Origin of the sequence: Paenibacillus sp. M2, from assembly GCF_046713495.1 — a bacterium.
GTDB lineage: Bacteria > Bacillota > Bacilli > Paenibacillales > Paenibacillaceae > Paenibacillus > Paenibacillus amylolyticus_B.
Map to the genome: position 1 here is coordinate 1195049 of NZ_CP169648.1, position 14198 is coordinate 1209246.

General features: G+C 46.7%; 12 protein-coding genes. 9 read left to right on the forward strand and 3 right to left on the reverse strand.

Annotated elements, in window-relative coordinates:
• Nucleotides 1–85: 85 nt before the first annotated feature.
• Nucleotides 86–1690: a bifunctional metallophosphatase/5'-nucleotidase gene (locus ACETMN_RS05440; RefSeq protein ID WP_411735858.1), complete on the reverse strand. Its 1605-nt coding sequence runs from the start codon at nucleotides 1688–1690 to the stop codon at nucleotides 86–88.
• A gap of 258 nt (nucleotides 1691–1948) precedes the next feature.
• On the opposite strand from ACETMN_RS05440, the gene ACETMN_RS05445 reads away from it, so the two are divergent.
• The 5 genes from ACETMN_RS05445 (at nucleotide 1949) to ACETMN_RS05465 (ending at nucleotide 6150) form a co-directional block, all read left to right on the forward strand.
• Nucleotides 1949–2944, forward strand: coding sequence for a phosphate/phosphite/phosphonate ABC transporter substrate-binding protein (locus ACETMN_RS05445; protein WP_373419829.1), 996 nt, complete (start codon nucleotides 1949–1951; stop codon nucleotides 2942–2944).
• 177 nt (nucleotides 2945–3121) lie between these two features.
• Entirely contained in the window at nucleotides 3122–3919 is a 798-nt protein-coding gene (gene phnC, locus ACETMN_RS05450) for a phosphonate ABC transporter ATP-binding protein (RefSeq protein ID WP_411735859.1), read from the forward strand.
• Nucleotides 3916–4767 carry a phosphonate ABC transporter, permease protein PhnE gene (gene phnE / locus ACETMN_RS05455; RefSeq protein ID WP_091015781.1) on the forward strand — a complete coding sequence of 284 codons (852 nt, stop codon included), beginning with the start codon at nucleotides 3916–3918 and terminating at the stop codon, nucleotides 4765–4767. Before phnC ends, phnE (ACETMN_RS05455) begins: the two co-directional genes overlap by 4 nt.
• Complete coding sequence (phnE, locus tag ACETMN_RS05460; RefSeq protein ID WP_017690380.1) at nucleotides 4764–5570, forward strand: phosphonate ABC transporter, permease protein PhnE; 807 nt, start codon at nucleotides 4764–4766, stop codon at nucleotides 5568–5570. The genes phnE (ACETMN_RS05455) and phnE (ACETMN_RS05460) overlap by 4 nt, the downstream gene beginning before the upstream one ends.
• 319 nt (nucleotides 5571–5889) lie before the next feature.
• Nucleotides 5890–6150, forward strand: a complete 261-nt coding sequence (locus tag ACETMN_RS05465; RefSeq protein WP_411735860.1) for a hypothetical protein — start codon at nucleotides 5890–5892, stop codon at nucleotides 6148–6150.
• Nucleotides 6151–6248: 98 nt separating this feature from the next.
• Here ACETMN_RS05465 and ACETMN_RS05470 read toward each other — a convergent pair whose 3' ends face one another.
• Both ACETMN_RS05470 and ACETMN_RS05475 read right to left on the reverse strand, forming a co-directional pair.
• On the reverse strand, nucleotides 6249–9035 hold the full coding sequence (locus ACETMN_RS05470; protein WP_411736401.1) for a DUF5689 domain-containing protein: 2787 nt from the start codon (nucleotides 9033–9035) through the stop codon (nucleotides 6249–6251).
• A gap of 222 nt (nucleotides 9036–9257) precedes the next feature.
• Nucleotides 9258–9734: an RNA polymerase sigma factor gene (locus ACETMN_RS05475; protein ID WP_076253376.1), complete on the reverse strand. Its 477-nt coding sequence runs from the start codon at nucleotides 9732–9734 to the stop codon at nucleotides 9258–9260.
• Nucleotides 9735–9949: 215 nt separating this feature from the next.
• Here ACETMN_RS05475 and ACETMN_RS05480 point away from each other — a divergent pair, with 215 nt between their 5' ends.
• From ACETMN_RS05480 to ACETMN_RS05495, 4 genes are all read left to right on the forward strand, one after another.
• Entirely contained in the window at nucleotides 9950–10663 is a 714-nt protein-coding gene (locus ACETMN_RS05480; protein WP_036606313.1) for a response regulator transcription factor, read from the forward strand.
• The gene (locus ACETMN_RS05485) at nucleotides 10660–12126 is read left to right on the forward strand and encodes a sensor histidine kinase (RefSeq protein ID WP_192132787.1); all 1467 of its coding nucleotides are present in this window, start codon (nucleotides 10660–10662) and stop codon (nucleotides 12124–12126) included. The genes ACETMN_RS05480 and ACETMN_RS05485 overlap by 4 nt, the downstream gene beginning before the upstream one ends.
• Nucleotides 12123–13286: a hypothetical protein gene (locus tag ACETMN_RS05490; RefSeq protein ID WP_411735861.1), complete on the forward strand. Its 1164-nt coding sequence runs from the start codon at nucleotides 12123–12125 to the stop codon at nucleotides 13284–13286. Before ACETMN_RS05485 ends, ACETMN_RS05490 begins: the two co-directional genes overlap by 4 nt.
• 213 nt (nucleotides 13287–13499) lie before the next feature.
• On the forward strand, nucleotides 13500–14183 hold the full coding sequence (locus tag ACETMN_RS05495; protein ID WP_091015773.1) for an ABC transporter ATP-binding protein: 684 nt from the start codon (nucleotides 13500–13502) through the stop codon (nucleotides 14181–14183).
• The last annotated feature ends 15 nt before the right edge of the window (nucleotides 14184–14198 follow it).

The following is a 14198-nucleotide window of genomic DNA, read 5'->3' on the forward strand; positions in this document are numbered from 1 at the left end:
GGACAGGATAGTTCAATAAGAACAAGTAAGCAATAGGTTGAAAACAAAAGAGCAGATCCTGATCACAGGACCCGCTCTTTCTCATTTAACTTCCAATAACTTTCCAGTTATCCGCCTGCTCCACTTTTAACGGCTGGTGTCTGCGGATGTAATCCTCCACCAGTGCGGCCATGTCCGTGGCACCTTCGTGCAGTACCTTTTTGCCTGGATACATCGCATAATCCCCGCCGCCAGCAGCGCGGTAGCTGTTCATCACCACAGAGTACATGCCATTCATGTCCATTGGCTTGCCCTCACGTTCCAATTTCACAACTCGACTGCCTACAGGTTGGGAGATGTCCAGCTCATATTCCATGCCAGCCCACATATCGTAATTATAATGTTGGGGTTTGGGTTCCATATAAGCCGGATTGACTGCCACCTCACCAGAAGCATTCACTTCAAAGTAACGAGCCGTTTGTTCCAGTGCCTCCCGGATATCCTGACCACTCAGCTCCAGCACCGTCAAAGTATTAGGATAGATGAAGTTGGATAACACGTCTCGAACGGTGATGTGACTCCCGAAACCGCGAGCTTCTTCACTCAGCATGGCGGTATTGGAGAGCTGCGCTCCAGTCGCTTCCATCTGCACTTGATGTACAAAAGCAATGAATGGATGTGCCTTGAGTCGCAGGGCCGTAGCATTGGTGATGGATAAATCCCCAGCCACCTGCCCAATGGGTTGATCAAGCCATGCTTGTGCCTCAGTTTCCAGATCATCTGTCAGTTTCATGACGGTTGCATCAGGTTCAACCTCATGATGTTCATCCAGAAGTAACAACCGAGCCTTCTTGTCTGTAATCTGCCACTTGCCGCCCGATGATTGTTCCAACTGAATGGATACATGCCCCGCACCATTTCCACTGAAGCCCGGTTGAATGACGGTTACACCATGAATATTAGCGGTAAGCTGACGATGCTGGTGTCCGGTAAGCAACACATCGATGCCTTCGATGTCCCGGCAGATGGCATAACCTTGATTTTCTCCAGTTAACCGTTCGGTGGGCTCGCCTGTCTCCAGATCACTCTCAAATCCGCCGTGATAGCTGACAACCATTACATCTGGTTGTTCATACTCGCGTATATAGTTAACCCATGCACGGATGGTCTCCAAGGCATCAAGGAACTGTAACCCCTCAATATTCTTCGGATGCTCCCAGTTTGGAATGTAATGCGTAGTTGCGCCCAACAGGGCAATTTTGACACCCGTAGACAATGTTTTGATTAGATACGGAGGACCGAAGGCAGGTACGTCTGGTTGCTCATCTTTTACAATATTGGCAGACAGCCAAGGGAAATTGGAAGCTTCAACTGCTCCGCGCAACAGATTCTGACCATAGTTAAACTCGTGATTTCCCATCACCGCAGCATCATAACCGAGTTCATTCAGTACTGTAATGAATGGATGCACTTCGTTTTTGGAAACCTGTGAAGCTGCATAAGAGGCCAAGGGTGATCCTTGCAGCAGATCCCCGTTATCCACCAGCATCAGTTCAGGTGAACGTTCGCGTTCCTTACGAATCAGGGAAGCCAGCAGGGCAAGTCCAGCCGGGCGGTAGGCGTTGGTATTGTAATGAATGGGGCGGATGGCCCCGTGCAGATCACTGGTGAACAGAATGTCGAAGCTTGCCGTATGGTTTGTGGATGTCATTTTACAATCTCCTCTAATATATAAGTTCAGATATATGGAATTGCCATAAAACGGAGAAGACAGAAAAGGCTGAAGAACCGAAGGTTATGCCGTTATCTCCGATGTTCTTCCTATATCTTCAACCATAATGAGCCTATTCTAACAGATACAAGTCCCGCTGACAGCCTGACAGGAAACTTTACAAAACTCCAAATTCCGTTTCACATCGCGCTAATATTTGGCAACTATAGTAGATAAGTACTGAAAAATAGAAACTCTTTGGAGGGTGTTCGTTTGAAGAAGTCTGCTTTATTTTTACCATTGTTGATTTTGGTTATGTTTCTGAGTGCTTGTGGGTCTAGTAGTACAACTGGTTCGGCTAACGGAGATAATGCGAGTCCCAATGCATCCGGTACGTCGACGGCAGAGACAGAGAAACCTGTCGAAGGTTATGTGCCAACTGAACTGACGGTTCAATTCGTTCCTTCCCAGAATGCAGACACGCTTGAAGCCAAAGCGAAACCGCTTGAGAAGTTGCTTGGTGACAAACTGGGCATTCCGGTAAAAGTCAGCGTATCCACCGACTACAACACAATTATTGAAGCAATGGCTTCCAACAAAGTAGACGTAGGTTTCTTGCCTCCGACAGCTTATGTACTGGCGAAAGAAAAAGGCGCTGCACAAGTTATTTTGCAAGCACAACGTTTTGGTGTAAATGATGAGACAGGTGCTCCAACAGAGCAACTGGCAGATTCATATAAATCCATGTTTATCGTGAAAAAAGACTCACCGATTCAATCCATCGAAGACCTTAAAGGTAAAAAAGTGGCTTACCAAAACGTAACGTCTTCCGCAGGTTATGTATGGCCAGCAGGTCTGTTGCTCGACAGAGGGATTGATCCATTGAAAGATGTAACACCTGTAACGTTGAAAGGTCATGACCAAGGTGTCATCGCTGTATTGAACGGTGACGTTGATGCAGCAGCGATTTTCCAAGATGCCCGCAACACGGTAGCCAAAGACTATCCGACTGTATTTGAAGATACACGTGTACTGGCGTTCACTGAGCCTATTCCTAACGATACCATTGCCGTTCGTACAGACATGAATGCAGATTGGACTGCGAAGATCAAACAAGCCTTCATCGATATCGGTAAAGATACGGAAGGTCACCAGATCATCAAAGAAATCTATACGCATGAAGGTTATGTAGAGTCCGATGATAGCAAGTTTGAGATCGTTCGTCAGTATGGCGAAAAAGTGAAAGGTGAATAAATCTGATCCAAAAGTAGTTCGGAATCTGTTCACTTTGTAGTCGCTTTCTTGGATGGGAACAGCTTAATCGTAGCAATGGACAGGCCAGTTCAGCGTGATCTACGCTGCGCTGGCTTGTGCCATTATAGCAAGCACTTAGGTATGGTTGATCATTATGAATGAAAGAAGGATATTGTCATGATTGAGCTTCATAACGTTACCAAAACTTACGCTAACGGCACCAAAGGCCTGGATAATATTAATCTGAAATTTGAGCAGGGGGAATTCATTGCTGTAGTGGGTCTGTCGGGTGCGGGTAAATCAACTCTCCTGCGATCCATTAATCGACTGCACGACATTAGTGAGGGCGAGATTCTGATTAACGGAAGTTCCATCACAAAGGCGCAAGGCAAACGGCTACGTATGATCAGACGTGACATCGGCATGATCTTCCAGAGTTTCAATCTGGTGAAACGGTCCAGTGTACTTCGTAATGTACTCGCTGGACGTGTTGGATATCATTCCACCATGCGTACCATTCTGGGACGTTTTCCAAAAGAGGATATTGAACTGGCATTCACTGCGCTGGATCGTGTGAATATTTCGGAGAAAGCCTATTCCCGTGCAGATCAGCTATCGGGTGGACAACAACAGCGTGTGGCTATTGCCCGTGTACTGGCACAGGAAGCAAAAATTATTCTGGCCGACGAACCGGTTGCTTCACTCGACCCGCTTACAACGAAGCAGGTCATGGATGACCTGAAACGCATCAATCAAGACCTAGGGATTACCACGATCGTCAACCTTCACTTTATTGATCTGGCGAGAGAGTATGCGACCCGTATTGTCGGATTGAGAGCAGGCGAGGTCGTATTCGACGGTACGGTGGAAGAGGCAACGGATGAGCGCTTTGCAGAAATATACGGCAGACCGATTCTGGCTGACGAATTGTTGGACAAGCAGGCTGTGCATGAGCAGGGAGAAGTTGTGGTATGAAGGGGCAGTCCAACGTTCCATTTCAGAATTCAGGCGGAGTGGGGAAGGAACCCGGTTCCAGCCCGGCTCAGGTTGTGAATCGCCCAAAACCGCCTGGGCGTACGAAACATCTGCTCACCTTAGTTATCATTCTGCTCTTATTGTGGGCAAGTGCGAAACAGACGGATGCCAGCTTTACGGAGTTGTTTGAAGGTTTTCCCAACATGTTGGATCTGCTGAAGGAGATGTTCCCACCCCGGTGGAGTTACTTTGATAATATCGTGCAAGGCATGCTGGAAACGATCCGAATGGCCCTGATTGGAACTACCATAGGTGCGATTATTGCGATCCCGATCTCGATCATCTGTGCCGGTAACCTGATGCCAAGTCGCTGGATCTACTATCCGGCGCGCTTTCTGCTGAACCTGATTCGGACCGTGCCAGATCTGTTGCTTGCTGCTTTGTTCGTTGCTGTATTTGGTTTGGGGCCCATCCCCGGAATCTTGGCACTGGCTGTGTTCTCGATAGGTCTGATCGCGAAGCTGACGTATGAGACACTGGAAACCATTGATCAGGGGCCGCTGGAAGCGATGACGGCTGTGGGTATGAACCGGATTCAGCTCATTGTATATGGCGTGGTGCCGCAACTGGCTGCCCAGTTCACATCCTATGTGCTGTATGCCTTCGAAATTAATATACGTGCAGCTGCCATTCTGGGACTGGTGGGAGCCGGAGGAATTGGACTCTACTATGAGGCAACACTTGGATTCCTGGAGTATGACAAGACCAGCGTAATCATTCTGTTTACCCTTGTCATTGTTCTGGTCATTGATTATGTAAGTACTAAGCTGCGGGAGAAATTGCTATGATGAAAAATGAAACAAGCCGCATCCGGCCTAAACCACGGAAGAACCCGCTACGCTGGGTTATTGTATTACTGCTGATCCTTGTGTATGTCTGGGCGCTTGCTGGTGTACCGTTTACTGGTTTCAAGGAAACCGCTGCTCAGATTATGAAGGCCATTGTAGCCGGGATTTTCTCACCGGATTGGGATTTTGTATATTTGCCTGAGGGGGAAGACCTGCTGCGAGGACTGCTGGATACACTGGCGATTTCCGTGCTGGGCACCGTAATCTCGGCTGTGCTCTGTATTCCGTTTGCCTTTTGGTCTGCCCGTAACATGAGTGGGCATCGTTCCATCTCGGGTGCAGGTAAAATGGTACTGAGCTTTATCCGCACGTTCCCTGAGATTATCATGGCCTTGTTGTTCATCAAGGCAGTAGGTCCCGGATCGTTTGCAGGGGTACTCGCCCTTGGATTGCACTCTATAGGCATGTTAGGCAAGTTGTACGCAGATGAAGTTGAAAATATCGACTATGGTCCATCTGAGGCGCTGCTCGCCTCCGGAGCCAATCGTATGCAGCAGTTGTGGTTTGCCATCCTGCCGCAGGTTATGCCTGGATTCCTGAACTATACGTTGTATCGTTTCGAGATTAATGTACGTTCCGCGACTATACTGGGTGTAATCGGAGCAGGGGGAATTGGTACACCGCTGATCTTTGCACTCAGCACCCGGAACTGGCCGCGAGTAGGTATAATCCTGTTGGGTATTATCGTGATGATCACGATCATCGACTTGATCTCGGGGTATATTCGTAAGAAGTTGGTATAGAGTTAATGTGGAGCTACGAATATATATTAGATGAAAATTAAGATAAGTTGATAGAGGAAGAAGAGAGGGCTATTCGGTGCCAGAATATTGGCAGGGGATAGTCTTTTTTTGTGTCTGCAAAAAAAGACGGTGCATTCTTGTTGCTCAGCTAACCGTCGAGGAATAAGAATGTTCAAAGAATATGCATCACAATGATTGAATTATTTTCCAAATACATGTAAGATTAATAGGTTTCTATATAAAGGGAATTAAGGATATTAATTAATACTCCTCTTAGATATCCATACAAGAAATGAGTTTTTCGAAAGGAAGGTGACCTATGGAATTATTTCAATATATATGGATTGGGTTTATGGTACTCCTATTGCTGTACAGAATGATCTTTCAGAAGTTTAAAAAACATAACAAAGAAAATATTGGGCTCAGTGCAATCCTGATCATTTTCACAGGAAGCAGTTATACGATTACACAGATGAACTTAATTCTTGTTATTAGTGTCATCGTCGTGGTCGTTTGTTCTGCGGTATGGAACAGCATTATATTTGTGAGAAATGGATATGAGCCTGAACGTTTGAAATGAACCTAAAAAAACCGAAACCATGTTGCCCTGTGAATCAGGCAATGTTGGTTTCGGTTTTTTAGTTGCTTGTTTAAACGTTAGGCTTCTTTAACTGAGACTTAGCTAGCCAAAGGCAACGCTTTGGTCACTTGAACCGTAATCGTCTCTGTGCTGGTTACGCCTGCCGCGTTGATCAGCTCACCACGGTACGTATACGTTCCGTTAGCGCGTCCCGACAATTCAGTTGTAGCACTTTGAGAAGCAGGTGTAGCGGCTTTCAAAGTTTGTGTATCAATCAACACATCATTCTCATAGAGACGGTATTCGGTTGCGTTTGTACCCCACCAGAGGTTCATGGATACGTTATAGTTGCCGTCACCATCCCAGTTGTTTTGGGACAACGTAGCTTTGCCTGGAGCAGCATTGGTTACTTGTACCGTCAGCACGTCACTGCGTGTTGTGCCTTTGTCATTGGTCAGCTCGGCTACGTAGGTATACGTACCGTTGGCTTTACCTGTAATAGCTGTTTTGGAGGACTGAGCCGATGGTGAAGCCGCAGACAACTTCTGTGTATCGATCAGAACGCCGTTCTCATACAGTTTGTACTCGGAACCGTTTTCGCCCCACCAGAGGTTCATGCTTACGTTATACGAACCTTCGAACAGGCCAGTGGTATATCCATTATCAGAAGAAAGCACCGGTTTACCCGGTGCTCCTGCAGCTGGAGTGGAAGGCACTTCGCCGCCACCTTGCTCTTCAGCAGGTACAAAATCATTCAAGCTTCTAGGTTTCAATTGATATACATCTTTGAAAATAGCGGAAACGCCTGTGATATCGATTTTGTCCCCAGCAGCATAAGGGAAGGAAGTCTCCGTCACACCTGTACGGGTGTCTACACGGATGTGTGTGCTCGTTCCATCTGCTGCTACCGCGTCGAATTCAAAAGATCCAACTGGTGTAGCACTGATGATATTCTCGATCGTTACATTTTTCAATTGAACCAGTTGACCTTGGTTCGCATCTGTAATTGCAGTAACCTCGATTGGAGCAGGTACGGAAGCCGTACCTGTTTTCTCAATGGCAACGATATCGGTAAGCTCGAACTCGCTGTTATAGATGGTTGTTGCTGCTGTTACTTTCACCTTGTCACCAGCATGGAAGCCGCTAGTATGCTGGAATACGTAGATTCCGGCAGTTTCATCTTGAAGATAGAAGGCTTGTCCACCAAATGCACCCGGCTCTGTCGTCACAACACCTTCAATAGTTACGGTAGTGCCAACAGCTTTGGTGCGTGCTTCAGCAACTGTGATAGCCGCTGGAATCGGTCCTTCTTCTTCCGGAAGCTGTTCTGCTGGCACATTGCCAACGGTCACGGCATTGGTGATCAGGTTGCTGCCATTCAGACGCAGACGCAAGCTGGCAGCGCCAGTTGTACCCGGTTTGATGCGGACGTTCAGGTCTTTGATCCCGCGACCTTGGCTGTCCGAGGTTACACTGAATGTGGAGCTATAGCCGTACGAAGTCGGCCAAGTACCACTTTCATTCTGGATCATGGCTACCTGTGTTCCGCCAGTCAGATAGATGCCGGCACTATAACCGGATACGGTTGTGTTTGGAGCCATGTTCTCCACAACGACACGAATCTGGAAGTCTTCTGCGTTCGGAAGTGTATCCTGTTTCACGAAGCTGTAAGCAGCGTTCGCGCTGGATGCAGGTCCACCGTAAGAACCAGCCTTGAACGTGGAACGATCATACCACTTGTAACCTGCAGCAGGTGCGGCCCAAGGTTCAGCCTGTGGCTCTGTGGAAGCAGCCGGCTCTTCGAATGGCAACAGCGCTGTAGCTGTGTCCAATTCAAGTCCGTTTACTTGACTTAGGCTTGTGTAGTTCTCTTGTGTAGCAAGCCAGTTCACGGTGTTCACGAGCAACACGGCATCATCAGCTTCTTTAAAACCATCATAAGTCGTTTTGCGTGTGCCTGTCTCTTCACGCAAGTATTTTGGCGATGCATCTTCTACTGGAGAGGAGTCACCGATGAAGGCAGCTTTACCTGCACCCAGCTTGGATACAGCCACATAAGGACCTTCTTCGATCCCGCCACCGTTGTAGACACCTTGGTCTACCGCGTTATTCCATTTTGCGTTGGTTTTTGGCAAGTAAACAATACCTTTTGCCTTTTCCGGATCAGTGATTGCGAGTGTTGAACCTGCGTGCATGGCTACACCCGACACCCCTTCTGTGATGCCGAATGCTTGATCTGCCGGTACAACGATATTGGCATTGATATCGCCAAGTGCGTTATAGCGGAATCGTACGCCGAAGTTATCGGACAACCAGTCCGAACTGGTTATATTTTGCATCGCTTCAGAATTACGCTCATCTGTGCTCATGCCTTTGGCCGGATCTTCGAATGCTCCCCGACGATAGCCGTTGATGACTTCAGAGCCATCCCAGCGGTTTTTGTTACGGTCAGCATTATAGTGATCTCCAACAAAGAAGATGCTGCCACCCGTTTCAACATATTGTTTGAGTGCTGCTTGTTCGGATGTTTTGAAAGGAATTTGAGGCTCTGCAATAACGAATACGTTATACTCTTTCAGATCATCATAGGTAAATGGAGTTGTCTTGCGAAGTTCTTTGACATAATAACCATCATTCGCGAGTGCATTCCCGAAGTCGGAGAAACCTCCATTAATGACCCAGTCTGCAGCTCCAGCCGTTTGGCCGTGAGAGTTGTCGAACAATACTTTTTTACCTGCATTTTGGTTCACAACCTTTGCCTGGATGAACGGTGCCGGGTCTGTCGGTCCTTCCGCATGAACCGATGCATCTCCGTTCCATAATCCGATCTGAAGCGGCAAAGCCATGGACAATGCCAGGAGTGATTTTAAAAATACTCCTCGCATACCTGTTAATTTACCCAACCAAATCCCTCCCAAATATTAGTTGATTCATGAGTTCGTCCATATTCTACCACACGAAAATCTCACATAGTCATAACAATTTGTAAAAATTAACTCGATATTTGTAAAATTGGGTCTTTTGACATATCCATAGGTATTTCGGTCCCGTCATAATCCATTCATTTCTGCGTGTATATTGATTTTACGCAAATAAAAAGCCATCTCTTATGAGATGACTTTGGCCCGAATTCGATTGACGGCATGGAAGACAGAGGATTTAATCATACCTTCACTACGGTTCACCAGCTCTGCTGTTTCCTTAATGGAGTATCCATGGATGAGCCGAAGTTCTAATATTTTACGATGTTCGGTGTTGTTAATATGGGAGACAAGATCATGAACACCCTCGCTAATTTCAAGGTGGGATGTATCGACGTGATGGGTAGGCACCTCTAGACGACTGTCTCGTCTGAGTGTACGGGTCCGCCTGCGGAAGCTGTCCATCGCCAGGTTACGGGCAATGCGTTTGAGATAATAGAGAATGCGATCTTCAGGGATATCCACGGTAACGTTCATTAGTCGAATGAAACAATCCTGTGCCAGATCTTCTGCATCTTGCGGTTGTTTGACGATATGGGATAGATACCTTGTGATTTCTGATTTATAGTTGACATAAGCATCATTAATTTGTGTGCTGTTCATATGATGTGAATCCCCCTTGGATACAGATCAGGCTTGGGTCCGGTCTGGTATAAGTCTCTTATGATTCAAGTATATCGGGAGGTTGTTTCCAAAAGGTTCAGAGTTGTATCGGAGTTGTAACATTTCGTGCTTCCCTCTATTCAAGCATACGGCTTGGGATACAAAATAAAGGCAGATGAAGGAAATTCATAGAGCAGGGAGATTACGAAAGTATCATGAGACAAAAAGAGATTTTAATTATTGAGGACGAGGAGTCCATTCGCGATATTTTGTCCTATTCGTTACGTAAGGAAGGATTTGAGATCAAGGAAGCAGCTACGGGAAAAGAGGGCCTGGATCTGCTTCGGGATTCGAAGCCGGATCTGATCCTGCTGGATCTGATGCTTCCAGACATGAGTGGTTTTGATGTGTGCAGGCAACTATCCGTGAATTCCAAGATACCCGTCATCATGATTACCGCCAAGTCGGACATGCTGGACAAGGTGCTTGGCATGGAGCTTGGGGCGGATGATTATATCACGAAGCCTTTTGATATCCGTGAGGTGGTTGCGCGCATTCGGGCGATTTTTCGACGGATTGATCTGATCAGCGAGACACTGGAGAATCAGTCCTATGAGGTGGTAAGGCTAGGCAAGCATATTGAGATCCGCAAGGATGAACGGGAAGTGTGGAAAGACGGGGAACGGGCAGGACTCACGAATAAAGAATATGATCTGTTGTTATTTCTCGTGACCCATCATCGTAAGGTTCATACACGTTCTGAACTGCTGGATAAGGTATGGGGATTTGATTTTGCAGGGGATACCCGAACAGTGGACATTCATGTGCAACGGATTCGTAAGAAACTGGATAGTGGTGTGCAAGGCATTTCGATGATTGAAACGGTATTCGGTGTGGGGTACAAGCTGAATATTCAGGTACAGACATGAAGTGGACGATCCAGTTTAAAATGGTGGTGCTATTCTCGGTCATTGTATTTATCGGATTCTCCGTCCTGCTGATTCTGTCCAATAAGGTAGCCCAGGAGAATATGTACCGGGAAGTGCATGAGGATATGGTGCAATCCAAAAGAAATCTGGATATCGCGCTGAATCAGTACTTCTTGATTCATAATAAACGCATGAGCAGAGACTCGCTCGAAGCAGGAAGTCGCGAGCTCGCGGAGCAGATTGGATCAGCCGTTGGTGGGGAGATTACGGTATACCGTCCCGATGCTTCGCCCTACGGATCTGCTGGTAGCAAGGTTAACGTTGCTAAGCGCTCTGACCATCCTGATGTGGAGGAAGCCATACAATCCCGGATCGCTTATACCACAGTTGTGGATAAAGGTCGGGTCACCTCCAGTCTGTCCTTCCCGCTTCAGATGGATCAACAATTGATTGGAATTGTGCAGTTGGAGAAGGATTACACCGACTTGTACAAACGCAATCTCCGGTTCCAGAATACGATCAAGCTGTTTGCAGCGGTTATTTTTGTATTTGTATTTATCGCATCCATCTTTATTTCCCGGAAAATTACACAACCCATCCGTGTACTGACGAAACGTTCTGCGGAAGTGGCCCATGGAAGTTTGAATGCGGACATTCAGATTACAACCAAGGATGAAATCGGTGAATTGGCTTCAAGCTTCACCGTCATGATTGATCGGGTACGGGAGCAGATTGATGTGATTGAGCGAGAGCGGGACGAAGTGAAGCAAGTACAGGCGCGAAGCAAAGTTTTTTTTGATAATGTGACGCATGAATTGAAGACACCCTTAACGACGATTCTGGGATACGCCCAGATTTTACGGGATAACGGATTTACCGACCAGGACTTTTTCGACAAAGGCATGAATTATATCATCAAGGAAAGCCAGCGTCTTAACACGATGGTTGCGGATATTCTGGAGGTGTCGGTCTCTTCTGCGGTCATTCAGGCATACCGGTTCGAACGTATCGATATATCAGATATTATTCGTGAAGCTTGCGAGGACATGTCGATTAAGGCGAGCAAGTACAATATAGGCATTCACTATGAGTTGGAGGAACATCAGTATTTACAGGGAGATCGGGATAAGTTGAAGGAGGTCTTCCTCAACATCCTGGATAATTCGGTCAAGTACAGTGATGTGAACTCCATTATCGAAGTACAGTCCTTCCGGTTAGGTGATTCTATTGCTATTGTGATCCGTGATCAGGGGGAAGGAATCGGAGCTGAAGCGCTCCATCATGTATTTGAACCCTTTTACCAGGATAAAGGAATCAACAGAGCCGAGAAGGGCAGCGCCGGACTGGGCTTGTCTATTGTGAAGAACATCGTTGAGCGTCATGGAGGAACAGTGGAGATGAAGAGCATCATGCGGGAAGGGACACAAGTGAATATCAGTCTTCCGGGGGAAATGAACGCATGAGACATCCTGGATTTTGGCGTAAAAACCGTGACAGATTGATGCTGTCAGGGTTGTTGATCGCATTTGTCAGCGGAATTTTTGGGATTGTGAGCCTGTTCAGTCTCGGAAATCTCAAACCAAGAACGGTGATTTTGCCAAGTGAGCAGTTCAACAGCCGTCTGGCACCACCACCTAGCAGTACGATTCAGATCGAGTCGGCTACCAAGATTCCAAATGACTTTGCGATCTTTGATTTTGAAGTGTTAGACCGGAATACGATTATATTTAATCAACCGGAATTTTCCTATTCAGGGCTCAAGCTGTCTCTCCTGCATCTGGATGATAAGGAAGTGAAGAACATTGCGGCTAATACGGATTACGGTGTAACGATCAGTCCGGATCACAAAAAAATCATATACTCCCAGTATCGGGCAGGTCAGACGCAGAAGACAACGTATGAGTATATGATACAGAGCGGGGAACGTCGCAAACTTCCGTACGACAACTCGTATTATCGAGTGTTTGTAGGGAACGACTCCTACATCGGTCAGGATGATCTGTCATTTAAACAAGTTGATCTGAGCCAGGGGAAGAGTCATGTCATCTACACGTATGAAGAGCTGATGAGCATGTTCACAGGACCAAGACAAGGGAAAGGTTCGAGTGATACGTTTATCGTTATGGATGTGTTGCAGGTCAGTGGGGATCACGAGCAGTTTTATATACTGGTGATGCTGAAAGACAAGTATGCCATCTATCGTGTATCGCTTGAGGATGAGCATGAAGTGAAGGCGTATGCTGCAATGGAAGACATTCAACAGTACAAGTTGCTGAAAAATGGTGACATGCTCATCCAGGGAACGATGAATAAGGTACAGGGCCTGTATCGGTATCATGCAGCAGAGGAGCAGTATGATCTGTTATTACAAGGTTCGATCTGGAGCTTCGATCTGGATGCAGATGAATCCCGAATAGCTTACTTTTTCCCGATGGACAGTCAGAATCAGAAGAATGAGTTGCATGTTGCCTACCTGAATGACAGCAAAATTTCGTCGGATACGGTGATCTATCGCAATATTGATAACTTCATCAGTCTGAAATGGAATGACGATGAATTATTTGCTGTAAGCAGCTCAGTGGATAAAAGTGAAATGTACCGCTTTAGTTTCAGAGCCTGGTAAGCTGCGGAAGGTATACGAATATAAGACCTTGGTCTGATGGAGTGATAGCTGCTCTGCGGACAAGGTCTTTTTGTTATGACATGTTACAAGTTGGATACAACTCCGGCCAGCCCAGATACATCTCCACCCTATAATGAAAAGGGAATGTGCTACGCGAATCTTTTTGAACAACCTCTGTACATATTTAGCAAGTAGAAAGGAAGAAATGTAGTAATGCTTCAAGTTGAACAATTATCCCACTCGTTCCGCAATGGCCAGGGAACCGTGCCGGTGCTTCAGGATATCAACCTGACGATTGGAGAAGGCAAGATGGTAGCCCTGCTGGGCAGTTCTGGTTCGGGTAAATCCACACTACTGAATCTGATGGCGGGGCTGATGAAACCGGATCAGGGCAAGATTCTCATTGCGGGACAAGATATTGTACGTTTCAGTGAAAATCGCCTGGCTGAGTTCAGGCGCAGTCATATTGGGTTTATTTTTCAATCCTATGAACTGCTGTCCAATCTTACGATCCGGGAAAATGTAGAATTACCCTTGGTGTTTATGGGGATAAGCCCTTCGAAACGCAAAGCAAAAGCATTGAAGTTGCTGGAACAAGTGGGACTGGGTGAAAAAGCAAACTTGTTCCCGTCCCAGTTGTCGGGTGGCCAACAACAACGTGTCAGTATTGCACGTTCGCTTATTACCGAACCCTCGGTTATCTTTGCAGATGAGCCTACCGGGAATCTGGATACCGAGACGGAGGAAGAGATTATTGCGATTTTGCAGCAGCTTAACCGGGATATGAATACAACCTTTGTCATTGTGACACATGAAGCAGAGGTCGCGGAGCAGATGCAAGTTGTGCTTACACTGCAACATGGAATACTGGTCGAAGAGGCTGTAAGGGAAGTTTGAGGCAAAAGGAGAGGA